Raw genomic sequence first — 24,737 nt, forward strand, 5'->3', positions numbered from 1 at the left:
AGGCATCCAGGCTGAAGAAACTTTCATCCGACGACGCCAGACTCAAGAATGCCAGTCTGGCGTATCAGCATATAGGCAGCCGTGCCTGCGGCTATAGAGAGCAGGGCGTTGCGGCGCCAGAGGTGAACAATTACCACAAGTGCGCCTGCCAGAATGGCATCCAGCCCTGGCACTGTTGCCGACCAGTCTGCCGAACGCTGTAAAAACACAGTGGCCAACAGTGCCATAACCGCAGCGGGCAGGTACCGGCCCAGATGCTTGATCAGCGGGTGCTCGGTATGACGCTCAAAAAACAGAAACGGTATGATCCGGGTTGCAAACGTGGCAACTGCAGACACCGTAATAAAAGCGATGAGGTAGGTGGTATCAGACATGGCTGCTCTCCGTACCGGATCTGCTTCGCATGCTACGGTATTGAAGCAGGAGTACCGCCGTAACAATGGCTATGGCACCGATCAGCTGATGCGCGGCTGGCAACAGAATCATGGCAACGCCGGCTGCCGCCGCCCCGGTCCAGACCGGAAAAGCGTCGCCCAGAGCCTTGAGTTGTTCGATGGTCAGAACGATGAACAGTGCCACCAGCGCAAATTCAATCCCGGTACTGTCGAATACTACATTGCGGCCTAAAACCGCTCCCAGGGTACAGCCAATCACCCAGTAAACCTGGTTGAATGCGGTTATGCGAAAATCAATATCCTGTTCATGGGCCTTATCATGCGACCGAATGCGGGTGGTAAGCATGGAGTAGGTCTCATCAGTGAGGCCGAAAATCAGATACAGCTTACGCCAACCGGCACCGCGGAACTGCCCGAGCAGCGACAGTCCAAAAAACAGGTGGCGGGCATTGAGTACAAACATGGCAATGAATACTTCCAGCATGCCGGCACTGGCTGCCAGCAGGCTCACCGCCAGAATCTGACCGGCCCCCGCATAAATGACCAGGCCCATAAGCGGGGCGGCCCACCATGCATAATCCAGTTGCGTGGTAAACAAAACCCCGAAGGCCATGCCCAGGGGGATATAGCCGAACAGAATAGGCAGTGTGAGGCGAAAGACCTGAGAGTTCATTAGCATCCAAACAGTTTGAAAACCGGCAATAATAAAGAATCACTCGGGTTTTTGAAAGTGGGAAAGACTTCTCCTGAGGCAGCATAATCCTTAAGATACATCTATAGAAAGGAGACACTATGAATCACGAAGCGGGGCACCAGCCGCAACCAGACCCCCGGGAAGAAAAATTTATTGTAGACAAGGATTTACTGTCCGAAGATCAGCTATTGGGATTGGCTGAAGAGTACTGTACCCGCTACCATGGTCTGAACGATACGGAAAACCCCATGGATGAGCGCAGCCGGGTGCTGGCAGCGGTAACGCGGGGCGATCTGGTGGTCTGGTTTGACCCGGTTGAAAATACAGCAAGCCTGGGGGTGCCTGAGCAGTCGTAAACCCTGACAGAGATTGCGGTTTACACCTACACGGGCGCAGCAGTAAGCGGTACAATCGCGCTGACTTTTCAAAGCGGTGGGCGAGGTAGAATTTGATCAGAGTACTGGTAGTTGATGATCATGAGCTGGTTCGTTCCGGCATAACGCGGATGCTGGCTGATAATCCCGATATTGATGTCGTGGGCCAGTGCTCCTCTGGTGAAGACGCCATCGACTTCGTGCGCAATGAGCGCCCGGATATTGTTCTGATGGACATCCGGATGCCTGGCATTGGCGGCCTTGAAGCCACTCGTCGAATCCTGCGTATTGATGACAGTATCCGGGTTATTGTGGTGACTGTCTGCGATGACGATCCATACCCGGTTCGCGTTATGCAAACCGGCGCCTCCGCCTATATCACCAAAGGGGCGGATATCTGTGAGATGGTTCGGGCTATTCGCATGGCCCACTCGGGGCAGAGGTACGTCAGCCCGGAAATCGCCCAGAAAATGGCACTTAAACAACTGTCCGGTGAACCGGAAGAAGATGGCGAACTGACCCTATTTGACCGGCTGTCTGAGCGCGAGATGCAGATTGCCATGATGGTGGTCGAATGCCAGAAGGTTCAGGATATTTCCGATAAATTATGCCTGAGCCCGAAAACCGTGAACAGCTATCGCTACCGCATCTTTGAGAAGCTGGACATTTCCAGTGATGTTGAGTTGGCCTTGATGGCTGTCCGGCTTGGATTGCTCGATGCCCACCAAGTCTGACCCCAGCACCGATGAGAGCCGCAGAGAGTTTGATAGCAAAAACTTTCTGAAACAGCTTACAGAACGTCCAGGCGTCTACCGTATGTATGACGACGGCGGCGCCATCCTGTATGTAGGTAAAGCCGGAAACCTGAAAAAGCGGGTCAGCAGTTACTTCCGCAAGAGCGGCCTGGCGCCGAAAACAGAAGCCCTGGTTGCGAAGATTGCATCCATTGAAGTCACGATTACCGGCAGCGAGACCGAGGCTCTGCTGCTGGAGCAGAACCTGATTAAATCGTTACGACCTCCCTACAACATTCTGCTCCGGGACGATAAATCCTACCCTTATATTTATGTATCCTCCCACAAGGACTATCCATCACTGACGTTCCGTCGTGGGCGCACAAAAAAAGGTGGGGGAACCTGGTACGGCCCGTTTCCAAGCTCGGGAGCGGTAAAGGAAAGCCTTAATGTATTACAGAAGGTTTTCCGTATAAGATCCTGTAGTGAAAGCTTTTTCAGAAACCGGTCTCGCCCATGCCTGCAGTACCAGATCAACCGCTGTACTGCGCCCTGCGTGGGGTTTATCTCTCCTGAGGATTACCAGCAGGATATACGCCACGCCACCATGTTTCTCGAAGGCAAAAACCCGGCTATCATTCGCGATTTGATGGACGCCATGGAAGCCGCCTCCCAAAATCTGCAGTTTGAAAAAGCCGCAGCCTACAGGGATCAGATTAATCATCTGCGCCATGTTCAGGAGCAGCAGTCGATTGAGGGTGAGGGCGGAGATGCCGATGTCGTCGCCATTGCCCAGGATGCCGGCGTTGTCTGCATCGTAGTAATTATTGTGCGTGGCGGCAGAGTGTTGGGCACGAAAGATTATTTTCCCAGATACTCGCTTGAGCAGTCAGAAGGGGATCTGTTAAGCGCGTTTCTGGGGCAGTACTATTTTGGGGGCAACACCCGTCGTGAGATTCCCAGAGATATTCTGGTTCCGGTGGATGTAGAGGGGCAGGCGTTGCTGTCCCAGGCGTTGTCCGATGCCGCAAACCGCGAGGTGCGCATACGTAAAAATGTTCGGGGCGAGCGTCGGCGGTGGCTGGAACTGGCCATGACGAACGCCCGGCAAACGCTGCTTACCCACATTGCCAGCAAAGAAACCGTGTATCGTCGCTTGCTGGCGCTGCGTGATATGTTGGAGCTGGTGGAAACACCCTCGCGAATGGAGTGTTTCGACATCAGTCACAGTCATGGTGAACACACGGTCGCATCCTGTGTGGTTTTCGATGAAAATGGCCCCAGAAAAAGCGACTACCGGCTTTATAATATCAACGACGTAACCGCCGGGGATGATTACGGCGCTATGCGCCAGGTGCTCACCCGCCGTTACCGTCGAATGGTGACCGGTGAGGGCAAGCGCCCGGATCTTGTTTTTATTGATGGGGGCAAGGGCCAGCTCAACATTGCCCGGGAAGTGTTTGACGAATTAGGAATTTCGGATATTCCGCTGATAGGTGTGGCCAAAGGCGTTACCCGCCGTGCCGGCATGGAGCAACTGATTGATGCCATGACCGGCGACGTGTTTCGGGTACCAGCCGACTCGCCGGCATTGCACCTGATCCAGCATATAAGGGATGAATCCCACCGCTTTGCGATTGCCGGCCACCGTGCCGGGCGGGACAAAAAGCGCCGCCAGTCGACGCTGGAGGGCATAGAAGGGGTCGGCCCCAAACGCCGCCGGGAACTTATACGGTACTTTGGTGGTATTCAGGAACTACGCAAAGCCAGCATTGACGAGATGGCCAAGGTTCAGGGCATCAGCAAGGCGCTGGCTGAAAATATATACGCAGCTTTGCACAACGAGTAACAAACCTATGAACTTACCGAACCTGCTCACACTCTCCCGTATCCTGATGATCCCGGTTTTCGTGGTGGTGTTTTTTCTCCCCATGAAATGGAGTTATATGGTCAGTGCGGGCATCTTCGGGCTGGCGGCGTTAACCGACTGGCTGGATGGGTATCTGGCCCGCAAGCTTGATCAGAGTACACCGTTCGGCGCCTTCCTTGACCCGGTCGCCGATAAATTGATGGTTGCAGTCGCACTGGCGGTTCTGATTCAGGAATATTCGGCGATTTTGCTGACCATTCCTGCGACCGTGATTATCGGCCGGGAGATTGTGATTTCCGCATTGCGTGAGTGGATGGCAGAAATCGGCAGCCGTGCAAGTGTGGCAGTCTCCTACATAGGTAAAATCAAAACCACTGCGCAAATGGCCGCCATTGTTGGCCTGCTGGCGTTCCCTCCGGGGCAGTTTCTGTCGGACCTGTCTATCGGGTTGTTGTATGTGGCGGCCATACTGACGCTCTGGTCGATGGGGCTTTACCTCAAGGCAGCCTGGCCGGACCTGTTTCCCCGGAAGGATTAGTCCGGGCTGGTATTATCACACTGCAGAGCCCAGCCGATCACGTCGTCGGCAAGACTTTCCCCGGCCTTGCCGAAGGCCTGCACAACCGAATCTATTGCCTGGTCCAAGGCAGGTTCAGACACCACAAAATTTTCCGAACACAGCGTTACCTGTGAGCGGTTATCAATCAGTTGCCCGTAGACCGCAATGGTAACCCGGGTGCGATCGCCCTGGGTGGCAGCGTGGAATGCAGTCACTTCCGTTGACAGCGAAAGGTCCGCGTTCCCTGGTCCTGTATCGGCCGTCACATTCTCAAAGCCGGCACTGGTTCTGAAGGCGCCCACCAGCATATCCCGCAGCAGGACCGGAACCGTATCCCGCCACCGGACCCCGCCGTAAGCCTGAAATTCCCAGGGCTCTGGCTTGGCCAGAATTCGCGTACTGTTATAGGGCTCGGAGGCAATGGGCGTATCCACCCGAAGGCTTTCGGAGCGGCGGTTTTCATAAGCCTCCAGGGCTGGAGAGACGGGGAAATCCATCACCCTTGGAGCCTCCGGAGTGGGGAACACCGTACAGGCGGTGATTGCCCCGGAAGCCACCAGCGCTATGGCCACCAAACTGAAAGTCTTTGCGAATGGCTTGCTCACTGGGGAACCTCCTTGATGGTCGGGCCACCCCACAGGGTGCCCGTGGGGTCTTCTTCCAGGCGACGGGTAAACTGGTTCAGGTTTCTGAGCGTGTTACGCAGCTCTCTCAGTGCCGGCGCCAGTTCGCTCATGCCCTGAAGTCCGGAGTCCAGAGCACCCTGATTATCCCGGGTTAAATCATCAATGCGGGCGGCGGTCTGCTCGACCCGGTTCATGGTTGCGTTCATGCTGGTCAGCACCGATTTGCCTTCGTTCTGTAGCAGAGAGTTAGCGCTGTCTGAGACCTCAGCCACTTTAAGGGCGGCTTCTGAGGTATGCTGGCCGGCCTCATCCATACGATCCAGAAGCGCCGCCAGTTGTTCACGCCGGCTTATCAGGGCGTTGCTTGCGTCTCTGGCGTTGCGCAAAAGAGCCGTGAGATTCTCTGCGTTCTCGGCAGACAGAAGATTGTTGGCGTTGGTCAGCAGTTGTTCAGCCTTGGTCAGCAATATTTCACCATTGCTCAGAAGGCTGTTGAACGCCGAGGGCTCTGCAGTAATCCGGGCTGGCTCATCTTTTGTGCCTTTCAGAACCGGGCTGTCCCTGGTGCCTCCACTGAACTGAACACTCATACTACCGGTAATGTTGGTCAGAACCAGGCCTGCCCGGGTGTTATTCCGTACCGGAACAGACTGCTCAACCCGCACGAGAACCCGCACCTGGCCCGGGTTATCAAGATCCAGCTGCAGATCGAGTACGTCGCCCACAGTTACACCGCTGTATAGCACCGGGTTGCCCTTGGCCAGCCCACCGACTGCACGATCAAATACAATCTCATAATAGGCCCACTCGCGGTCTGCAGATGATTTGCCAAGCCACAGCGCAAACAATAACGCTGCCACCACCGCAACCAGTGTAAACAGGCCAATGAGCAGATGATGTGCCTTTGGTTCCATAAACTCTTACTCCTGTAACCGGCTGTGTTCCAGGGCCTGGAATGCGTAGCTGGCCGCCCGGCCGCGCGGCCCCTGAAAGTAATCCTGAATCCAGGGGTCCTCAGTTGCGGCCACCTTGTCAATCCGGTCTGCGACCAGAACTTTCTTTTGCGACAGCACCGCAATACGATCGCAGGTTGTATACAGCGTATCCAGATCGTGCGTAATCAGAAATACGGTAAACCCCAGTGCGTCCCGCAGGGTAACAATCAGTCTATCAAAAGCCGCGGCACCAATGGGGTCGAGCCCGGCTGTAGGTTCATCAAGGAACAGCACTTCCGGGTCCAGTGCCAGCGCCCGCGCCAGAGCCGCGCGTTTGACCATACCGCCGGAGAGCTCCGACGGGTACTTAAGTGCGGAATCAGGCGGCAAGCCGGCCAGAGCCAGTTTCATACGGGCAATCTCTTCCGCATCAGAGCGGGCCAGACCGCAGTGCTCAATTAATGGCAGGGAGATATTCTGTAGCAGGTCCAGAGAAGTGAACAGTGCGCCCCTCTGGAACAGAACGCCAAAGCGTTGCTCTACTTGTGAGCGTTCCTGGCTGGTGAGCTCGTCAAGATCCTGCCCGAACACCCGTATTTGTCCACCGGAAGGCCGCAGCAGCCCGACAATGCTTCTCAGTAACACTGACTTGCCGCTGCCTGAGCCACCCACAACACCCAGAATCTCCCCCTTGAACAGATCAAGATCCAGGTTCTGGTGGACAACGTGGCTGCCAAACCGGTTATCAAGGCCGCGTACTTCAATAACAGGTGCTGAGTTTTTCATCCGTTACCAGCCCATTTCCATAAAAAAGAGTGCCGCGACGGCGTCCAGCAGAATGACCATAAAAATGGACTGAACCACGCTTGATGTTGTGTGTACACCCACAGACTGAGCGCTACCGCCGACTTTGAAACCTTCCAGACAGCCAATGGCGGCAATCAGAAAAGCAAACACAGGGGCTTTTGATATGCCCACGAGAAAGTGCTTGAGCGCAATATCCCGTTCTACGATGGCCATGAACTGAGACGGTGAAATATCCAGAGCAACGGCACAGACGAGGCCACCGCCAATCAGCCCTGCAAGCATCCCGACAAACGTCAGAATGGGCAGGCTGACCATCATGGCCAGAACCCGGGGAATCACCAGCAGTTCAACCGGGTCCAGCCCCAGTGTACGTATGGCATCCAGCTCTTCATTTACCTTCATGGCCCCGATCTGTGCGGTGAAGGCACTGGCTGTGCGCCCTGCAAGCAAAATAGCCGCAAGCAGAACACCAAACTCCCGTAAAAATGAAAACGCCACCAGGTTGACTGTATAGATAGTGGCGCCAAAGTCCTTGAGAACCGTGGCGCCAAGAAAGGCCACGACGGCGCCCACCAGAAATGTGAGCAAGGCGACAATCGGAAGTGCGTTGAGCCCGGTGTTGTGAATGGCGGCTACAAACGGTGTCATCCGCCAGCGCCCGGGTCTGGCCAGGATAGCAAACAGGGTTGCGATAACCTGACCAACAAACCCGGCCAGCAGGTAAGACAGGTGCCAGATGGCTTCCACTTTCTTACCGGTTTCAGTGAGAAAGCGTGCAACCGGGGCCAGCTGTTCCGGTTCCTCGGCGGGTTTTTCCACCATGGATTGTGCAACGGTGTGGAGTAGCGCGCTCTGTTCCCGGGGCAGGGTGCTCTCATCTTTCACCAGAGCACTGAGGGTGTCCGGCCCCAACAGGTTCACCAGAAGCGAGGCGCCTGCGGTATCTACCCGACCCAGATCCTGCAGATCAACGTTGTCGCTGCTCGTGTGCTGCTCGGGCCAGGCCTCGATCGTCTGTCTGAGCGATTTATAATCAGCCAGCGTCCAGTCGCCCCGGATAGCGAGGGTTCCGTTGTCGTTTTCCAGAGAGCCAGCTTGTCGGCGGGCCATGAGCGGATCTGGGTGCTGTTGGTTCGTATGGTCCATTAGCTCACTAGCTTAAAGATTATAGGTGCTGTCTGCCAGTATACGCCGGTCATCTTCGTCATGGCTGGCAAGCACCATCAACACACCCTTGGCTTTTTGCTCCAGTAACAGTTGTCTGAGGGTGTCTCGCGCCTCGCGATCAAGCCCGGTCAGTGGCTCATCCAGAAGCAGAATGGGCTGGCGACGAAGTATTGCGCGCAGTAGTGCGACACGCTGCCTCTGGCCCCCGGAAAGGTCGCCGGGCAAGCGCTTGCTGAAACCCTCAAGACCCACGCTTTGCAATGCTTCGCGGATCGCCTGGCGGTCCTGCGGTGTGAGCTTCAGTCCGGGGTGAATCCCCAGACCAATGTTTGTTTCTACGTTCAGATGCTCAAACAGATTGTGTTCCTGGAACACACTGGTCATGGGGCGGTGCCAGGGCGGGCAGTTGCGAAGGCTTTCTTGCTGCCAGAGGATGTCACCGGAGCGAGGTTCGAGAAAACCCGCCAGCAGATTCAGCAGGGTGGATTTACCCGACCCGCTGGCCCCGTGAATCGCAATGCATTGTCCGGGTGCAGCTGCGAATTGAAACGACCAGGGGTCTGTCTGACCAGAGTAGGCAAAGACCAGATTTTTTACCTCAAGCATGCTCAGGCTCCTGAACTGTGCGGGGTGAGTTTGCTGTGCGGCGGAGGCTGAGCCGGGAGGCGCCCAGCAGGTTAAACACGCTGAACAGCAGCAACAGCAAAAGAACCAGCCACAGGCCGGTTGCGGCCGCAGCATCGACCCGGTAACTGCCCAGTTGTTGATACAACAGTACCGGCAGCGTTGGCTGGCCCGGGCTGCCGAACAGGGCGATAACGCCAAAATCCCCCAACGACAACCCGGTGCCGTAGGCCATCGACAGTGCCAGAGGCCGGCGCATTCGAGGCCAGTGCAGCCAGCGCCAGCGATACCAGCCCAGTATCCCCAGTTGGTCCGCTTGTTGACGGCTGGCAGAATCCAGACGCCCCAGCGGCCCTCTCAGCATTTGCAACACAAAGGGCAGGGCCATCATCGCGTTGATCAACGTCACCAGCACCAGTCCTTCACTGGAGTTGCCCAGACTCGGGCGGAAAAGCAAGAACAACCCGGTACCAAGAACCAGGGGGGGAATCATCAATGGCAGGTAAGCGGTCACATCTGTAACCCGACGTATGGTCGACCGCGATGTTGCCGTACCCGAGGCCAGTATCAGCAGGGCAGCACCCACAGACATCAGACCGGCGGGGAGGGCAATGGCCAGACTTCTCAGGGTGGCATCAAGCAACGCAGGGTTCACCGAGAAACTGCCCTGGGGGAAGAAAGCCGATCCCATGCCCGGAAGCCCTCTGAGTAAAATGGCCGCCAGAGGCATGACCAGAAACAGCGCAAATACGCCGAGAGCCAGACCATCGGTTAGCCGCGACCAGAACGAACGCCCGGCCCGACTGCTGTGGGACGCAACCCGTCTGTCCGGGAGCAGTGACGCAGTGAGTCCGTAACGGGCGGCCAGCCACCAGAGAAAACCACAGATCAACAGCTGCACCACGGCAAGAAGTGCCGCCTGACTGCCATCAAACTCAAAACGCAGGGCCTGGTAAATGGCAACCTCAATGGTTGTGGCTGACGGGCCGCCGCCGAGTGTCATCACAATCGCAAAGCTGGTAAAACACAGGGTGAATACCAAAGCCGCAAGGCCGGGTAACACTGGCCGGACGGCCGGCCATTCCACGGCGCGCCAATACCACCAGCGACCAAGGCCAAGCTGAGCTGCCGCCCGCCGCTGTGAAGCAGGGGCGCTTTCAATGGCCTGCAACAGGATGCGTGCGGCAAGTGGAGCGTTAAAAAATACATGGGCCAGAACAATGCCGTTAATGCCGTAAATGTTCCAGGAAACATTCAGCCAGTCGCTGGCAATACCGGTAAACCAGCCCTGGCGTCCGTATACACTGACCAGGCCGGAAACGGCGACAATCGAAGGCAGCACCAGGCTCAGCTCCATCAGTCGCAGCAGCCCGCCGCGACCCGGAAACGCAGGTTGCCTGGCAAGCATCCGCGCAACCGGAACAGCCACTAACAGGCTAAGCAGAACCGAGAGAAATGCCTGCCACACTGTAAATGTAATCACGGTGCGCAAATAGCGGCTGCCCCAGAGCTGGCTGACATCCGGTAACGATGCTTCCCAGAGCAGGGCGCCAAGGCCCGCGGTTGCCAGTAATAACAGCGCACTGGCAATGCCCAGACCTGGCAGCAGCCGCCAGGCCGGGTGACTGAAAGGTGCCGTAGGCCGAAGCTTCATGAAACTGCCCATGCCTGTTTAGCGGGTCATGGCATCCAGCCACTCATTCAGCCACTGGCGCCGGTTGTCGGTCACCGTTTTCGGGTCAAAGTAACGGGCTTCTGAAGGCTGAATCAGGTGGCTGAATACTTCCGGAAGTTCGTCACCCAGGTCGGTGGCAGGGTACATCACATTCTTTAAAGGGATGTGGCGCTGAAAATCCGGGGTTAACATAAATTCCAGGAAGTCCCGGGCCAGTTCCTTATGATCAGACGACTGCACCAGCGCCGCAACCTCAACCTGCAGGTAATGACCTTCCTCAAAGGCAACGGCCTGGTAACGGTCGGTATTGTCCACCGCCATATGGTAAGCAGGTGACGTACTGTAGGAGAGAATCAGTGGCGCTTCGCCACTCATGAATAGCGAATAATAGCCGTCGCTCCAGCTTTTGGTGGTCGTAAGTATCTTGTCTTTAAGCTGCTGCCACATGGCTGAAGCCTGATCACCGTAGACATGGCGCATCCAGAGCAGCAAACCCAGGCCCGGCGTGCTGGTTCTGGGGTCCTGAATAATGATCTTCAGGTCATCCGGTGCGGCAATCAGGGCGTCGAGGCTTTCGGGCGGGTTGGGTAACTGTTCCGTATCGTACACAAAGGCAAAGTAGCCCCAGTCGTAAGGCACAAATACCGGGTCCTGCCAGTTTATGGGCAAATCGAGCGCCGACAGATCAGTCTCGTGGTGGCCGAGTAAACCCGTTTGCCGGGAGTTTTCCATGGTGCCTGTATCCAGGCCAAGCACCAGATCTGCCTGCGTGCTTTTGCCTTCAAGGCGTAAGCGCTGGAGAATATCGCCGCCGCTGCTCAGAACCACGTACCTTACCTGGCAATCACAGGTTTTCTCAAAAGCGTCTTTAACCGCCGGGCCCGGGCCCCAATCAGCGGCAAATGAGGGGTGAGTATAAATGGTGAGCGTGGGTGTGCTTTGCGCAAACGCAGGCACAGCGATCAGGGTAAGGAAGAGCAGTGTGAATGCCCGAGTGAGCATGATGTTGTAACCTCCGCAACGGATCAGGGACGTCAGTCAGGGCTGCCAGGTCGCGGGGCGCACCAGTGTGTGCTGGTGAGTGCTCAATCCCTTCGCCGGTATAATCCGGATCAGGTTCCGCGGGTATGGTCTCAGCCCGGCATTTGCCTGGCACCCCGTTGAGTTGAATAAAGTGTACCATGCCCACGGATAGTCAGGGTAAGTGAAGCAAGGAGAACGCAGGTGCCGAGATTTTTACACACAGCAGACTGGCAGATGGGCCGCACATACAGCCGATTTGAGACAGAAGACAGCGCGGCATTGTCTGAAGCCCGTTACCAGGCCATAGAGCGGCTGGCGGCACTGGCGACCGAACACCAGTGTGACGCGGTGCTGGTCGCCGGTGATGTGTTCGATGCACAAACCGTGTCTGATCGCACCATCCGGCGCGTTTTCAATGCAACACAAGGTTTTTCCGGCCCCTGGGTAATGCTGCCCGGCAACCACGATGCAGCTCTGGCAGAAAGCGTATGGACCCGGGCAAAGCGACTGGATGCTGTGCCAGAGAATGTGCACCTCGCTCTGAAGTCCGGCACGACCCCGCTGCCGGAACAGGGCCTTGCCGTGCTGGCGGCGCCTTTGACCCAGCGCCATACTTACGGTGACCTCACACAACCTTTCGAGCAGATGACAACCCCGCCGGGACTGCTACGCATAGGCTTGGCCCACGGCAGTGTGCAGGGCGTATTGCCGGATGACATAGACTCCACCAACCCGATCGCCCCCGACCGGACAGAAACCGCAAACCTGGATTACCTGGCCCTGGGTGACTGGCATGGCCTCAAGGAAATCAACGAACGAACCTGGTACAGCGGCACCCCCGAACCGGAACGTTTTCGAAATAACGAGGCCGGTTACGTATTAGTTGTTGATATTGAAGAGCCGGGTGCAGCACCTCGAGTGACTCCCCACGAGACCGCGCGCTATCGCTGGCATCAGTGGCGGGAGACTCTGTCTGTAGCTTCAGATCTGGATGAGCTGATACAGCGCATAAACCAGCTGCCTGAAGCATCGGTTCTGGACCTGAAACTCAATGGCACCCTGACACTTGCGGGCGAGCAGAAGCTGACTGAAGCACTATCCATTGCGGAAGCCCGCTTTCGCAGTGTGACCTGCGACCGCAGCGGGCTGCAGCTGGAACCAACAGACGATGACATAGCCGCGCTGCAGGCCGACGGCTATCTGGGGGAAGTGGTCCAGGAATTGCGCCAGAGCCAGCAGGAAACAGACAATAGTGAGGGCGCAGAGATCGCCCGGGACGCACTCGCTATTCTTGCGGGTCTGCTCACATCCAAAGACCCGGAGGCCGCCCGATGAAACTTCAACGGTTACGAGTCGAGCAGTTTCGCCAGTTCAGGCAGGGTCTGGAACTGGATAGTCTGCAGCCGGGCATTAATCTTATTCACGGCCCCAACGAATCCGGTAAAAGTACTCTGGTACGCGCTATTCGGGCCGCATTTTTTGAGCGCTACCGGTCGAAATCCGCTGAGGATCTGGCACCTTGGGGTGATTCCTCCGCTGCGCCTACGGTTGAACTGGTGTTTGTGCATAACCAGCAGCACTGGCAACTGGACAAGCGTTTCCTGAAACGTCACCGCTGTGATTTACAGGTGGGCGACACCACGTTCAGTGGTGAAGAAGCCGAAGAAAAGCTGGCAGAACTGTTGGGTTACCAGTTCCCTAAAAAGGGCGCCAGTAAAGAAGAACACTGGGGAATACCCGGCCTGCTGTGGGTTGAGCAAGGCTCCGGACAGGACATCGAAAAAGCGGTCCAGCACGCAGGCGGTCACTTGAAATCCGCTTTGAACAACCTGGTGGGTGAGGTTGCCAGCAGTGGAGGTGACGAAGTTATCCAGGCGGTGGAGCAGCAACGCAAGGAATTGCTGACCGCCACCGGCAGGCCCAGAGGTGATTACCAGACCCTTGCCAATACACGGGAGGAGCTTCAGCAACAAGTAGCCGACCTGCAAACCCGCATTGAGCAATACAGGGCTCAGGTTGATCGCCTGGGTAGCCTGACCACGGAACACGAACAGGCAGAGCTGGACCGCCCCTGGGAAGAGGCCAGACGCGGCATGCAGCGCGCTGAAGAAAAATACCGGGAGGTCGAGGCCCTGCAGGAGCAGCAGTCCCGGGGCCGGAGTTCTTTGGAACAGTTACAGCAAAACCTGGCTCTGCTGCAGCAAAGCCAGGCTCACTGGCACAGCCAGAACGAACAGCTGGATGTGCGTCATCGAAACTACCAGCAAGCCAGAAGTGAACTGGAACACAAAGAGCGCACAAGCCCTGAACGTCTGAAAGCCGTAGAGACTGCACGTCATCAATACGAAAGTGCCAGCAAGGCCGTGCAAACGGCGCATCTGAGGGAAAAGCGCGAGCGTTTACAGAAAGAACACGCCCGCCTGGAAACTGAGCTTGCGACACTCACGCAAAACCAGAAAAAGGCCGTAGAGACCCAGACCCATCTGGAGAGTGCCCGCAAGGTTAAAAGCAATAACCTGATTGACATCAACGCATTAAGACAACTTCGTCAAAATCAGCGTGAACTTGATGATGCACGCATTCGTCTTCAGACCGTTGCAACCCGGGTGAGCTGGAGTCTTGAGTCCGGAAAAAGCCTGTCTCTGGACGGAGACCGCATTGAGGGGCAGGGCGAAAAGCTGCTTCTGGAGTCCGGCACACTCACGGTTCCCGGTTTAGGGAGCATTGGTATACAGCCTGGCGGCGATGACCTCGCCAGTCTTCGCCGTACGCTTGAGCGGCTGGAGCAGTCTGTTGCCCAGCAGCTGACAGACCTGGCGGTTGAATCTGTTGAGGCCGGGGAACAGAAATTAGCCCGCCTGCAGAATGCCGAGGCACAAATACAGCGCTTTGATGAATTGCTGAAGTCTCTGGCTCCCAATGGAGTCGGGCAGTTGGAGTCTCTGAAAACTGAAGCAGAATCCGAACTGCTGGCCCGTAATAGCGAACTGGAAGCCCTCCCCGCGATGGATTCGGACACAGAGATACCATCTCTCAGCCTTGCAGAAGCCGCACTGAAACAGGCTGAAGCCAGGCTGGCCGAGGCCGAGTCCCGACAGCATCAACAGGAAACGGAATTGCTACAGGCCAGGCACGCCTGTAATACCGCCCACAGCGAATGGCAGCGAATGCAGGATGAGCTGAAGAACCCCGAACGCCAGCAGCAAATGGAAGAACTGGCCCGGGAAATTGCCAGCGTAAGCAAACAGCAGGCTGAGCTGGAAACGAATCTTAAAGAGCGTGAAGCCAGGATCAGCCAGGCACGCCCGGAACTGTTGAAGCAGGATATAGAGCGTTACCGGGCCACCGCAGAGCACCAGGAAAATGCTCGCCAGAAGCGGGCTTTGGAACTGAGTGAAATCCGCGCCAGGCTGCAAGCCTGGGGGGCGGAAGGTCTGGAAGAGCAGTACAACGAAAAGTCTACAGAACTGGAGCACGCGAATCGTCGCTACCTGGAGCTCGACCGGCGCGCAAAAGCGCTGGACCTGCTGCTGAATCTGTTGAAAGAAAAACGCCAGGCGCTGACGCGCCGATTGCAGGCACCACTGCAGAAACACCTGGACCATTACCTTACCGTACTGTTCCCGGACGCCAGCCTTGAGGTGGATGAAAACCTGATACCCGGCAAGTTCTCCCGGGGAACTGAGCTGGGCCAGATGGCAGAGCTGAGCTTCGGGGCCAGGGAGCAAATGGGGCTCATCAGCCGCCTGGCCTATGCCGACCTGTTACAGGAAGCCGGGCGCCCGACGTTGATCATTCTCGACGATACCCTGGTGCACAGTGACGCCGACCGTCTGGATGGTATGAAGCGTATCCTGTTTGATGCGGCAAAACGCCACCAGATCCTGTTGTTTACCTGCCACCCGGAAAAATGGCGCGATCTGGGCGTAGAGCCCCGGGATCTGGAAGCACTAAAGCTGGAAAGTCATACTGCTTAAAAAATGCTCAGAAATGCCACAAAAAACAAAAACTTAAAAAAAGTGTTGACGAAACTCCCGGAATCCGTAGAATACGCATCCGTTGTCGAGGCAATGCTTCGAAAACAAAGAGCGGGAATAGCTCAGTTGGTAGAGCACAACCTTGCCAAGGTTGGGGTCGCGAGTTCGAATCTCGTTTCCCGCTCCAATTACTTCAAGTCTCTCAATCCACCTGAGAGCAAAAAGGTCCGATTCCTTCGGTCTTTAAAGGCGCGGTGGCAGAGTGGTCATGCAGCGGACTGCAACTCCGCGTACGCCGGTTCGATTCCGACCCGCGCCTCCATTATTTCCCTTTTCAGCTTTAAGTCAGTTGCTTGCGAATGGCCTTGGCCAACTGGAATGCACTGGTAAAGGCTGCCTCTACACGCCCGCCCACGCACCAATCGCCACAGGCCGCAAGGCACTGTTGTTGATCCAATACGAATTCATTTTCTGGCTCAGTTACCTCAGCGCTTAAAGCGTATCGCCAGCGGTGCAGTTGGGACTTGGTGATGGACTGAGGTGTAACATCACTGAGTTCACAAAACGCTGTCATGAGCTGCTGCTTTACTTCTTCCTGATCACCTTCCAGATGAGCTGTTGCCCATTCGGGTGTGCTATGCACGACAACCGCTCCTGCTTGTGGATTGCGACCTGGTAATCGGTGGTTAAGAGAAATCCAGCGAATAGGAGTTCCGTTCACTTTAGCTGCATCCCAGTCAGGTAAAACGGCATCATCAACAGCAAGTAAAAGCGCGTAGCAGGGCAACATGCGATAGTGAGAAAACTGTTCGTCGGGTAATTCTGCCGATAGTAGAGCCCGGGTTTGCGGTAAAGGTGCTGAGCTTACGACCCAGTCATACTCGCCCAGTAACTCCGCGTGTTCGTTCAGTAATTGCCATTTATCTCGTCGTCGCTGCACTTCCACAACGCGGGTATTGAGCTGTATGTTCAGGTCTGTCGCCATAGCCTTGAGTAATTGGTTCATTCCGGGCACGGCAACGTAATGCGCTTCAAACCACGGACGTTTGACTGGCATTTCTCCTGTCTCCAAGCTGATAATCGTTGGCCACCATTCTGCAACAATCCCGCTGCTAATAAGTGGCGCCAGTAACCTCTGAAACGGTTTGGTTCGCGCCGTAAAAAACTGGGCGCCATGGTCCCACTGATGGGGTTCATTGCGCCGGGTAGAGATTCGTCCCCCAATGCCGCGCGCTTTTTCAAATACAGTAATGTCGGCGTGAAGGTTCAGCTCACGGGCTAAGGTCAAGCCGGCTAAGCCGGCACCAATGATGGCAATGCTGGGTTTCATATCAACTGTTGCCCGTAATCACACTTGCGGTTCATTGGAGACACCCGGCTTACTCAAAGCAAACTATCGCTGTCGAGTTTATTTGTAGGCGCGGTTGAGTTTTTTCATGCCGCCGATCCAGCGGTCATAGTTCTCTGCCTTGTTGCGGAAGTAATTCAGCACCTGTGAGTGGGGCAGTACGAGGAAGGTTTCTTCCTCAATAGCTTTGAGACAGGCGTCGGCAACTGGTTCCGGCTCCAGCATGCCATCAAGACTGGCAACGCCGTCCTCGTGTCCTTTGGTCATGGCAGAACGCACTGCCTGGGGACAGAGTACCGATACCTTGATGCCGTCGTCGCCGTAGGTGAACGCCAGCCACTCAGCCAATGCTACAGCTGCATGCTTGGTCACCGCATAGGGCGCGGACCCTACTTGAGAGAGTAGGCCGGCAGCAGAGGCAGTATTCAGAAAGTAACCGAAGCCGCGACTTTTCATTCGTGGTGCCAGGTGGCGAGCGGCAAAGACGTGGGACATAACGTTCACATCCCATATCTTCTGCCAGTCATCGTTGGAGGCTTCCGGGCCACCCGGTACCATAATGCCGGCGTTGGAGCAGAACAGGTCAATAGGGCCGTACTCCCCTTCGACCTCATCGATCAGGATCTTGATCTGTTCTTCTGAGGCCACATCGACCTTGCGGGCTACGCCTTTAATCTCTGCTGCTGTGGCTTCTGCACCTTCCTGATTCCGGTCGGCACAGATTACGGTTTTGGCTCCAGCCTTCGCGAAACGAAGGGCGAGGGCCTTGCCAATGCCGCCGGCCGCGCCAGTGACGACAACGATGCGATTCTGAATATTCATACTGCTTTCCTTTTTTTTATGAGTGTTCTTCGGGGTTCTGAAAAGCGCGCCTTTGATAGACTGTGGTTTATGTTAGCACCAGGCTGCGGCATCGTCCTGCTTGCTGTCAGTTAAATGGGTGAAAATAATTGGCCTCTTTGGTCAATCATATTAAGAAAGTCTCTGTGATAATCGGTTATGTCTGTAGGTCACTAACAACAAAAGGACGTCCACATGGCCATCAAACACTACGACATCATTATTATTGGTGCCGGGCTTTCCGGCATTGGCACTGCATGCCATATTGCCCGGGAATACCCCGGAAAGTCCCTGGCGATACTGGAGCGTCGTGAGAATGTGGGTGGCACCTGGGACCTTTTCCGTTATCCCGGCATACGTTCCGATTCGGACATGGCGAGTTTCGGGTTTAATTTTAAACCCTGGCTCTCGGACAAAGTCTTAGCCCAGGGTGGTGCTATCCGTAACTATGTGCGCGAAACCGCAGAAGAGTTCGGGCTATATGAGAAAATCAGGTTTGGCCTGAAACTTACCAACTCTGACTGGTCAAGCAAGGACCAAAAGTGGACCGTCTCTTGTATGCAGGAAGCATCCGGCGAAACCCAATTGTTTAACTGCAATTTTCTGATCAACTGTGCGGGGTACTACAACTTTGATCAGGGTTACCGCCCAGCCTTCCCTGAGGAAGAAGTGTTTACCGGAGATATCCTGCACCCGCAGAAACTGCCGGAAGATTTCGACTACGGCGGCAAAAAAGTGGTGGTTATCGGCAGTGGTGCAACAGCAATAACCCTGGTGCCGGCGATGGTGGATAAAGCTGAAAAGGTCACGATGCTACAGCGCTCACCCAGCTACGTTATGTCCCTGCCCGATACCGACAAAGCATCAAAGGTGCTGAGTAAAATATTGCCCGAATCCTGGGTGTTTCAAATGGCACGCCGGCGCAATATTCTCATCCAGCGCGCGCTTTACCTGGCGTGCCAGCGCTGGCCCAAGGTGATGCGAAAGTTGCTTTTGTCCCATATGTACAAGAATGCCCCAACCGTCGATAAACGCCACTTTACACCTAAGTACATGCCCTGGGATCAGCGTCTGTGCGCTGCACCGGATGGAGACTTTTTTGAGAGCTTGCGCTCGGGCAAAGCGGAAATTGTAACTGACCACATCGAACGCTTTGATGAAACGGGTATTGTGTTGAAGTCCGGTCAGCATCTCGAAGCCGATACTGTTATTGCAGCAACAGGGCTGGAGATTCAGTTGATGGGCGGGTCGTCGCTCAGTATCGACAATGAAGAAGTGAACCTGCCCAGGAAAATGGCGTACAAAGGTATTCTTATTCAGGACGTGCCCAATTACGCATGGATTTTCGGGTATACCAACGCGCCATGGACTCTCAAGTGCGATATTGGCGGGCGTTATTTGTGCCGCTTGTTTGCCCATATGGAGAATACCGGCGTTTCGGTCGCAACGCCCGTCGATACAAAAAACAGCGCGACGGATGCCAGCATACTTGATGGATTTACACCGGGTTACATCGCACGGGCAATCGATAAAATGCCCCGTCAGGGTAAGGCTGATCCCTGGAGGATAACCATGCACTATGGCAAGGATAAGAAAATGCTGGTTAAAGACCCGGTAGATGATGGGATTTTGCAGTTTGAAGCTGCAGCGCCTGATTCATCCCAACAATCGGATCTTCTTCAGCAAGCCACGCTGATTACTTAATCAGTGACAAAGCGCTCTCCTTGTGCGCCGCAATATGGTCCGTTTTGTCGCTCTTGATTTCATATTGCGGCTCATCCGATGACGCACGCCGTGTATGGCCTTTGTAATCGAAATCCTGAGTATGAACTTTCGTGATTTTGCCGCTGACACGGCCTGCTTCTGAATTCCAGCTGACGTGATCGCCAACTTTGAATTTTTGGCTCATAGGGCTCTCCCGTGTAGCGTCGTTGGTTGGTTATCGCTGTTTATGGCTTGGGCACTGTGTCATCGTCGTTCAGTAACGCATCGCTACCAAAATAGCCAACAAAAACAGGAACTGCAATGTACGACTACATCATCATCGGGGCCGGCTCTGCCGGCTGTGTTTTAGCCAACCGGCTGTCTGCCGACCCGGCTAACCGGGTCTGCCTGTTGGAGGCTGGGCCCAGCGATCGCACCCGCTGGATACGCAATTGCAATCCCCTCAACATGTTGATGTTGATGAACAGCCGCAGATATAACTGGCGTTATCACACTGAGCCGGAAGCACTTGTGCGATGGGGCAGGGCACCATGGCAGTGGTGGATGCACAGCTACGGGTACATGGTGTACAGCAGTTGCGGGTTATCGATTCGTCTGTGATGCCCACCATCACTGGCAGCAACATTCATGCACCAATGGTGATGATTGCCGAAAAGGGAGCGCACAGCATTCTCGCCCCTTCTTAAGTCTGTTAAACCTATTGGCCTGGCTCACTAAGTCCTGAAAAAGCATGGGCATCCGGGAGGTGCATTAATTGAAGGTCATTTGGACAGCACCATATCCTTTGCTAAGTTTAAAGTGCGACGTAGTTTGTGCCGGATCATCAGGTCCGGGCATTGATCGTGTTTACCCACAAGAGCGCCCAGTTGCATTTTTACTTTGGGCGGTCGCAAAAAGTAACGATCTACAGGAGTACGACAATGCGTAACCTTATTACTCGCACAATGGGGGCCTCATTGCTGGCAGGCGGAATGGCAATGAGCCTTTCAGCATTTGCGGCAGAAGGGCTGTATTCCCTGGACGATCTGGCGGATGCGAATGTTTTCGATAGTAATGGTGAAGAGGTCGGTGAAGTTGAAGACATTCTGATGAGCAACGATATGTCGGTGCATTCGCTGGTTATCGAGACCGGGGAGGTGCTTGGTCTGGGAGGCAGTGAAGTTGTTGCGGAGCGCGGCACTTTTACCGTTAAGACAGCGTCTGATAACTCCCGCTTCGACAATGTTGAGTACGAAGTGCACATGGAAATGACTCAGGATGAATTGAAGGCATTACCCGAGTACAGCGAGGATTGGTGGAATAAAACAAGCAAAAGCTTGCAACAGGCTTGGGAAAACACCAAGGACATCAGTGAGAGTGCCTGGGAGAACACAAAAGAAGCCACTTCTTCAGCTTGGTATAACGTCAAGCAGGGTGCGGAAAAAATGGGCGACAAAGCCAAGGAGGCGACTAAGTAACTCACGCCCGCCAGGAAGTGCCCTCTCGCAGGGCGCTTCCTTCGTTCACCGCCAGAGGCATTTCATTTCAGAGAGCGGGCGCTGGGGTAGATCAGCGCACCATCTTCACGAGTGGCGGCTCCGTCAGTCATCTTCGCAGGTACGACTTGGTCTTTATTCATTAGGTGACAGACTGTGTGGCCATGGTGAAGTAAATGGTCGGCGATTATTCGTCGATGACAACGCCACCATACTGCCTCTGCACACATAATGGCGCAGGTATGCTGGTGGCTGAGCTGAACGAGCGAATTGAGCCCATCCTGAAATGGAGTCGACAATGCATAATCCGCATAGTTGTGAAAACTTCGGTTTCTCCAGTTCCCGTTCACTTCATCACCTACATCTTTAGACCGCTTACGCAGTCCGGCGAGCGCTGCGCAGTGGGTGTAGCCGACACCAACCGCTTCCAGCTTTCCGGGTAGCGTATCGTAATTGAATTGCGGATTACTGCGCGAGCGCGGCATAGCCCGAACATCAACAATGTGATCGATATTCCCGGCCTGTAAGAGCGTGAAGAACTCATCGAGTGTGCGCGTCGAGTGTCCTACGGTATAGAACGTGTGCGTCATGTTTGAAACCCTTTTTAGTTGGGGGCTCATATTAAAAAGCAGTCATTTTCGTTGTGGCCTTCTTTGAACTACTTTAAGGGAACATACTGAAGCTCTCAGGAGACCCATCGCCACGCCATGGAGTTACAACAGCTCACAGTATTGGCGCTCATCGCTCTTATTACTGCCGGATTTGGAGTGTGGTTTCAATACATTCCGGGGCGGCCGAACAAAATCATTCCCTGGCCTCAACGAGCCCCTTTTCTTGGTGGCGGCCAGCCAGAAGCCCATGCCTGGTCGCGGTTCCACGTTCGTTACTACCCTATGACGCTACTGCTCATCGCCTTTGAGATGGAGATGATGTTCATGTACCCGTGGGCGGTGGTCTATGTTTCTGAAGGCATCATCGCACTGGCTGAGATGGGCATGTTTCTGGGCATTCTTTCGATTGGCATTCTTTATGGCTGGCGTGAAGGGGCGTTCAAGTGGCAGTAACCTGGTTTCGCAAGCTCGGGAATCAGGCCCCCGTTCCGGTTTTTCCGTTGGTAGGCAAAAACGGTGAAGCCGCGCTTGAGGCTTTGCACTTGTCGCCAGCAGTAACGATCGTGCAATCACCTAAGCAGGCGCGCGCTCTGGCTGTGTTAGGTTGTATCGACCACCAAGATCAGCCGGCGTTCCGTCGCGTCCACGACCAGGTACCTGCCCCGAGGGTCACCGGCTGGTGCAGTACGATGGCCCTGCCGAAGGAATTATCAGATACCGCGGTTGTAGTGGCGTCTGCCGATCAGTTAGGGACACAAGTTCAGCAAGCCGTTCACGCACTGGATGCTGGCCAACGGCGTTCTGATCCGAACCTGTGTCCCGATGAGCCGCCAGCGCCGTGGAAAGGCGTAGGCGACGGCCATGGCGGCGAGGGCATGATGGGCGGTAAACCTTATGGCCGGCCCATGGCCATGCCAGAAGATGACCTTCGCGATGGCCTGCAACTTGATCCGCTGGCGTTCTCATTCGGGCCATTTTCGTCACTGTTACCCCCGGGCATGGTGGCTAAGGTTAGGCTGCATGGGGATGTTATCGCAGGCTGGGAGATAGCCTCACAGCCCTACGAACTGACACTGCCGTCTGTATTTTTTCAAGCCCTTGAGCAACCGGTCGCCATTGAAGAACTGGAACTTGCCCGGGCGGCTTTTCATTTGCGCCGATTGGCTGGTGCTCTCCAGGTAAATGGCTTGGGCGCCCATGCCCGGCGCCTTCGGCACAAGGTGGCTGGACTGACGTGCGGTCAGACCCTTACTGAGGTAGCTAACGCCCATATTCTGGAGTCATTACGTTGGGTGGCGGGGGCCGACAAAGGTGTAGTTCACCATGAAAGCCAGGTCCGTTTGCGTGGGCCGGCCGCGCGTGCCACCGGAGACCCTCGGGATGCACGGCTGAATGATCCCGCGTATGCAGCACTTGGTTTTGAGCCAGTGGTTCAGCAACAGGGCAACTGTGCAGCGCGCTGGAAACAGTGGCGGGACGAAGCCGGCCAGGCGTTGGCATTAGCTGCAGCGGCGGCTGAAACTCAAGCCATGAGCTCGCCCTATGGAGCAGTGGAGTCGCCGGTGGGAGAGCTGACAACATCTACACCACCGGCGGATATCAGCGACCTTCTGCCTTCGATGCTGATCGGTCTGGAGTGGAGTGAGGCCATGTCTGTACTTGCCAGCCTTGATGTCCCGGCTGTGCGTTATGCGGATGTCATGCAAGTACAAGGAGGCGGCGCTCTATGACGATAACGCTGTTACTGGCTTCTGTCGGAACCGTTTTGCTGGCGCTGCTGGTCGGTGTCTACTGTGTGACAGCGGTTGATCGTGCGGTAGCTGCGCGCATTACGGGTGAGCCACGCAGCCCCTTGTTGCTGGCTCCCTTGCACACCGCTGCGCGCCTGTGGCACGCCCCCCATAATGAAACTGAAACCCCGGACCGGTCCGCCTGGCGACTGGCGCCGGTACTGTATCTGGTGCTGGCGGCCATGGGCCTGGCGCTGGTGCCCTGGAGCCGTGACTTTGTGCCGGTCGACCTGACCACCGGCATTGTGTTCTGGGGTGCCATAGAACCTTTGGCAACGGTGCTGATTTTTCTCAAAGGATGGGCGTCCAACGCTCATTTCCCTCTGCTGGGCGGCTACCGCTATGTGTCTCTGGGTTTATCATACATTCTGGTCAGCATGTTCGTGCTGATTGGTGTTGCGCTGCCTGCCGAATCGTTGCAGGTGAGTGCCGTTGTTGAAGCGCAATCGGAACTGTGGAATGTGGTTCGCCAGCCGCTGGGCCTGCCGCTGTTTTTAATTGTGGGACTGGGCGTGAGTTTCTGGGGCCCGCTGAATTTTGTTGACGCCGAGGACCTGCACGGCGGTGCAGCCTCGGAAGAGGCGGGGCGGGTTCAGCTGTTATGGGGCCTGGGCCGCGCGGCGATGTTATTCGCGTTCTCGGCCATCGCCGCGTCGGCTTTTCTGGGTGGCTGGCACGGCCCCTGGCTGCCCGGCCCGGTGTGGCTGATGGTTAAAACCCTGGCGGTGGTGTGGATGCTGGTTGCTTTGGGGCATTACGTTCCTCGGGTATCGCCGGAACGGTTCCTGACCATCGCCTGGGTGATTTTGCTGCCGCTGGCGTTTCTGGATCTTGCCTGGGCGGGTGTGGAGGCCTTGTTATGAGCGCTGTTGATATTACCTTTTTCATTAATGCCGCGGTTGCCATCTTTGCGGGTTGGCGCGTGTTCGTCACCGATTCCATGGTGCGGGCCTCGTTTTTTCTGCTTATTTCCTTTCTGGCGGTGGGCGTGATCATGCTGCTTTTGGCCGCGGTGTATCTGGGGGTGGCACTGTTTTTCATGATGGCGGTTGAGATGATGGTGATGGCGCTGTTTATGGTGATGTTCATGATGAACCCCGCAGGGCTGAACCCGATGAAAATGGTGCACCAGGAGAAGGTAGCCATTGGCGTGGGCGTGGTGGTGTTTGCAGCGCTGAGTGCCGTGGCGGTTTTCGGGGAGTTTCCCTCACGACCGGTACCGGAAGGGTTACAACCAGTGGTCTCTCTTGGCCATGAGTTATTGGGGAAGTCCATGCTGGTGTTCGAGTCCGCCGGCGTTACCCTGCTGGCGACGATGATTGCTGTGGTTATGCTGACCAGTCATCGCGGTCGCTATGGCGACGCCAATCATGGCTCGCAGCCACCGGGTCTGGAGCCGGGGGGTGACCCTGCAGATAAACCGGAAGAAACAGAAGAGGGTGGGCATCACCACCATCATCACCACCACCATTAAATGAGTGTGAATGG

The 24,737-nt window shown here is 55.7% G+C and carries 25 protein-coding genes, 2 tRNA genes, 2 pseudogenes and 1 riboswitch; of the genes and pseudogenes, 16 read left to right on the forward strand and 13 right to left on the reverse strand.

Translation table 11 applies throughout. The features are described 5' to 3' along the window. Window positions 1-23: 23 nt before the first annotated feature. Both FFI95_RS06960 and FFI95_RS06965 read right to left on the reverse strand, forming a co-directional pair. Window positions 24-374: a branched-chain amino acid transporter permease gene (locus tag FFI95_RS06960; RefSeq protein ID WP_144821709.1), complete on the reverse strand. Its 351-nt coding sequence runs from the start codon at window positions 372-374 to the stop codon at window positions 24-26. After that, window positions 367-1,068 carry an AzlC family ABC transporter permease gene (locus tag FFI95_RS06965; RefSeq protein ID WP_144821710.1) on the reverse strand — a complete coding sequence of 234 codons (702 nt, stop codon included), beginning with the start codon at window positions 1,066-1,068 and terminating at the stop codon, window positions 367-369. Before FFI95_RS06965 ends, FFI95_RS06960 begins: the two co-directional genes overlap by 8 nt. Before the next feature lie 119 nt (window positions 1,069-1,187). Here FFI95_RS06965 and FFI95_RS06970 point away from each other — a divergent pair, with 119 nt between their 5' ends. From FFI95_RS06970 to pgsA, 4 genes are all read left to right on the forward strand, one after another. Further along, a complete protein-coding gene (locus FFI95_RS06970) occupies window positions 1,188-1,445 on the forward strand; it encodes a YheU family protein (protein ID WP_144821711.1) in 258 nt (85 codons plus the stop codon). A 92-nt stretch (window positions 1,446-1,537) separates the two neighbouring features. Continuing rightward, the gene (gene uvrY / locus FFI95_RS06975; RefSeq protein ID WP_144821712.1) at window positions 1,538-2,197 is read left to right on the forward strand and encodes a UvrY/SirA/GacA family response regulator transcription factor; all 660 of its coding nucleotides are present in this window, start codon (window positions 1,538-1,540) and stop codon (window positions 2,195-2,197) included. After that, window positions 2,181-4,046 (forward strand): excinuclease ABC subunit UvrC, encoded by a 1,866-nt coding sequence (gene uvrC / locus FFI95_RS06980; protein WP_144821713.1) that lies wholly within the window; start codon window positions 2,181-2,183, stop codon window positions 4,044-4,046. The genes uvrY and uvrC overlap by 17 nt, the downstream gene beginning before the upstream one ends. A gap of 7 nt (window positions 4,047-4,053) precedes the next feature. Beyond that, complete coding sequence (pgsA, locus tag FFI95_RS06985; protein ID WP_144821714.1) at window positions 4,054-4,605, forward strand: CDP-diacylglycerol--glycerol-3-phosphate 3-phosphatidyltransferase; 552 nt, start codon at window positions 4,054-4,056, stop codon at window positions 4,603-4,605. On the opposite strand, the gene FFI95_RS06990 is transcribed toward pgsA, so the two are convergent. From FFI95_RS06990 to thiB, 7 genes are read right to left on the reverse strand one after another with little or no spacing between them, the layout of a single operon-like run. Continuing rightward, a complete protein-coding gene (locus FFI95_RS06990) occupies window positions 4,602-5,231 on the reverse strand; it encodes an ABC-type transport auxiliary lipoprotein family protein (protein ID WP_144821715.1) in 630 nt (209 codons plus the stop codon). The two genes, pgsA and FFI95_RS06990, sit on opposite strands and share 4 nt — an antisense overlap. Continuing rightward, the gene (locus FFI95_RS06995; RefSeq protein WP_144821716.1) at window positions 5,228-6,166 is read right to left on the reverse strand and encodes an MlaD family protein; all 939 of its coding nucleotides are present in this window, start codon (window positions 6,164-6,166) and stop codon (window positions 5,228-5,230) included. Before FFI95_RS06995 ends, FFI95_RS06990 begins: the two co-directional genes overlap by 4 nt. A 6-nt stretch (window positions 6,167-6,172) precedes the next feature. Next, window positions 6,173-6,973, reverse strand: coding sequence for an ABC transporter ATP-binding protein (locus tag FFI95_RS07000; protein WP_144821717.1), 801 nt, complete (start codon window positions 6,971-6,973; stop codon window positions 6,173-6,175). A gap of 3 nt (window positions 6,974-6,976) precedes the next feature. Continuing rightward, window positions 6,977-8,104 (reverse strand): ABC transporter permease, encoded by a 1,128-nt coding sequence (locus tag FFI95_RS07005; RefSeq protein ID WP_144821718.1) that lies wholly within the window; start codon window positions 8,102-8,104, stop codon window positions 6,977-6,979. A gap of 48 nt (window positions 8,105-8,152) precedes the next feature. Continuing rightward, entirely contained in the window at window positions 8,153-8,767 is a 615-nt protein-coding gene (locus FFI95_RS07010; protein WP_144821719.1) for a thiamine ABC transporter ATP-binding protein, read from the reverse strand. Next, complete coding sequence (gene thiP / locus FFI95_RS07015; RefSeq protein WP_144821720.1) at window positions 8,760-10,439, reverse strand: thiamine/thiamine pyrophosphate ABC transporter permease; 1,680 nt, start codon at window positions 10,437-10,439, stop codon at window positions 8,760-8,762. The genes FFI95_RS07010 and thiP overlap by 8 nt, the downstream gene beginning before the upstream one ends. An 18-nt stretch (window positions 10,440-10,457) precedes the next feature. Continuing rightward, the gene (thiB, locus tag FFI95_RS07020) at window positions 10,458-11,462 is read right to left on the reverse strand and encodes a thiamine ABC transporter substrate binding subunit (protein WP_144821721.1); all 1,005 of its coding nucleotides are present in this window, start codon (window positions 11,460-11,462) and stop codon (window positions 10,458-10,460) included. A 70-nt stretch (window positions 11,463-11,532) separates the two neighbouring features. Further along, window positions 11,533-11,630: riboswitch (TPP riboswitch) on the reverse strand. 54 nt (window positions 11,631-11,684) lie between these two features. On the opposite strand from thiB, the gene FFI95_RS07025 reads away from it, so the two are divergent. From FFI95_RS07025 to FFI95_RS07040, 4 genes are all read left to right on the forward strand, one after another. Beyond that, window positions 11,685-12,818, forward strand: coding sequence for a metallophosphoesterase family protein (locus FFI95_RS07025; protein WP_144821722.1), 1,134 nt, complete (start codon window positions 11,685-11,687; stop codon window positions 12,816-12,818). Further along, the gene (locus FFI95_RS07030; protein ID WP_144821723.1) at window positions 12,815-15,460 is read left to right on the forward strand and encodes an AAA family ATPase; all 2,646 of its coding nucleotides are present in this window, start codon (window positions 12,815-12,817) and stop codon (window positions 15,458-15,460) included. The genes FFI95_RS07025 and FFI95_RS07030 overlap by 4 nt, the downstream gene beginning before the upstream one ends. A 111-nt stretch (window positions 15,461-15,571) precedes the next feature. Then, a tRNA-Gly gene (locus FFI95_RS07035) sits at window positions 15,572-15,647 on the forward strand. Window positions 15,648-15,708: 61 nt separating this feature from the next. Further along, window positions 15,709-15,782, forward strand: a tRNA-Cys gene (locus FFI95_RS07040). Window positions 15,783-15,800: 18 nt separating this feature from the next. Here FFI95_RS07040 and FFI95_RS07045 read toward each other — a convergent pair. Next, window positions 15,801-16,790, reverse strand: coding sequence for an NAD(P)/FAD-dependent oxidoreductase (locus FFI95_RS07045; protein ID WP_144821724.1), 990 nt, complete (start codon window positions 16,788-16,790; stop codon window positions 15,801-15,803). A gap of 78 nt (window positions 16,791-16,868) precedes the next feature. Beyond that, complete coding sequence (locus tag FFI95_RS07050; RefSeq protein WP_144821725.1) at window positions 16,869-17,630, reverse strand: SDR family oxidoreductase; 762 nt, start codon at window positions 17,628-17,630, stop codon at window positions 16,869-16,871. 213 nt (window positions 17,631-17,843) lie between these two features. On the opposite strand from FFI95_RS07050, the gene FFI95_RS07055 reads away from it, so the two are divergent. Next, the gene (locus FFI95_RS07055; protein ID WP_144821726.1) at window positions 17,844-19,352 is read left to right on the forward strand and encodes a flavin-containing monooxygenase; all 1,509 of its coding nucleotides are present in this window, start codon (window positions 17,844-17,846) and stop codon (window positions 19,350-19,352) included. Here FFI95_RS07055 and FFI95_RS07060 read toward each other — a convergent pair. Continuing rightward, window positions 19,345-19,557, reverse strand: coding sequence for a hypervirulence associated TUDOR domain-containing protein (locus FFI95_RS07060; RefSeq protein ID WP_144821727.1), 213 nt, complete (start codon window positions 19,555-19,557; stop codon window positions 19,345-19,347). The two genes, FFI95_RS07055 and FFI95_RS07060, sit on opposite strands and share 8 nt — an antisense overlap. 116 nt (window positions 19,558-19,673) lie before the next feature. On the opposite strand from FFI95_RS07060, the pseudogene FFI95_RS15585 reads away from it, so the two are divergent. From FFI95_RS15585 to FFI95_RS07075, 3 genes and pseudogenes are all read left to right on the forward strand, one after another. Next, a pseudogene (locus FFI95_RS15585) lies at window positions 19,674-19,785 on the forward strand (lycopene cyclase family protein); the annotation flags it as partial. 94 nt (window positions 19,786-19,879) lie between these two features. Further along, window positions 19,880-20,059 (forward strand): annotated as a pseudogene (locus tag FFI95_RS15460) (GMC oxidoreductase); the annotation flags it as partial. Between the two features lie 234 nt (window positions 20,060-20,293). Next, window positions 20,294-20,830, forward strand: a complete 537-nt coding sequence (locus FFI95_RS07075; protein WP_144821730.1) for a PRC-barrel domain-containing protein — start codon at window positions 20,294-20,296, stop codon at window positions 20,828-20,830. A 62-nt stretch (window positions 20,831-20,892) separates the two neighbouring features. Here FFI95_RS07075 and FFI95_RS07080 read toward each other — a convergent pair whose 3' ends face one another. Further along, window positions 20,893-21,438 carry a DUF488 domain-containing protein gene (locus tag FFI95_RS07080; protein WP_144821731.1) on the reverse strand — a complete coding sequence of 182 codons (546 nt, stop codon included), beginning with the start codon at window positions 21,436-21,438 and terminating at the stop codon, window positions 20,893-20,895. A 177-nt stretch (window positions 21,439-21,615) separates the two neighbouring features. Here FFI95_RS07080 and FFI95_RS07085 point away from each other — a divergent pair, with 177 nt between their 5' ends. The 4 genes from FFI95_RS07085 to FFI95_RS07100 are packed head-to-tail and all read left to right on the forward strand — an operon-like array spanning window position 21,616 to window position 24,723. After that, on the forward strand, window positions 21,616-21,912 hold the full coding sequence (locus FFI95_RS07085; RefSeq protein WP_246069447.1) for an NADH-quinone oxidoreductase subunit A: 297 nt from the start codon (window positions 21,616-21,618) through the stop codon (window positions 21,910-21,912). Continuing rightward, on the forward strand, window positions 21,903-23,189 hold the full coding sequence (locus FFI95_RS07090) for a hypothetical protein (RefSeq protein ID WP_144821733.1): 1,287 nt from the start codon (window positions 21,903-21,905) through the stop codon (window positions 23,187-23,189). Before FFI95_RS07085 ends, FFI95_RS07090 begins: the two co-directional genes overlap by 10 nt. Continuing rightward, a complete protein-coding gene (locus FFI95_RS07095) occupies window positions 23,186-24,112 on the forward strand; it encodes a complex I subunit 1 family protein (RefSeq protein ID WP_144821734.1) in 927 nt (308 codons plus the stop codon). The genes FFI95_RS07090 and FFI95_RS07095 overlap by 4 nt, the downstream gene beginning before the upstream one ends. Beyond that, a complete protein-coding gene (locus FFI95_RS07100) occupies window positions 24,109-24,723 on the forward strand; it encodes an NADH-quinone oxidoreductase subunit J family protein (protein WP_144821735.1) in 615 nt (204 codons plus the stop codon). The genes FFI95_RS07095 and FFI95_RS07100 overlap by 4 nt, the downstream gene beginning before the upstream one ends. Window positions 24,724-24,737: the final 14 nt, after the last annotated feature.

It is taken from the genome of Marinobacter piscis (assembly GCF_007671655.1).
Taxonomy (GTDB): domain Bacteria; phylum Pseudomonadota; class Gammaproteobacteria; order Pseudomonadales; family Oleiphilaceae; genus Marinobacter; species Marinobacter piscensis.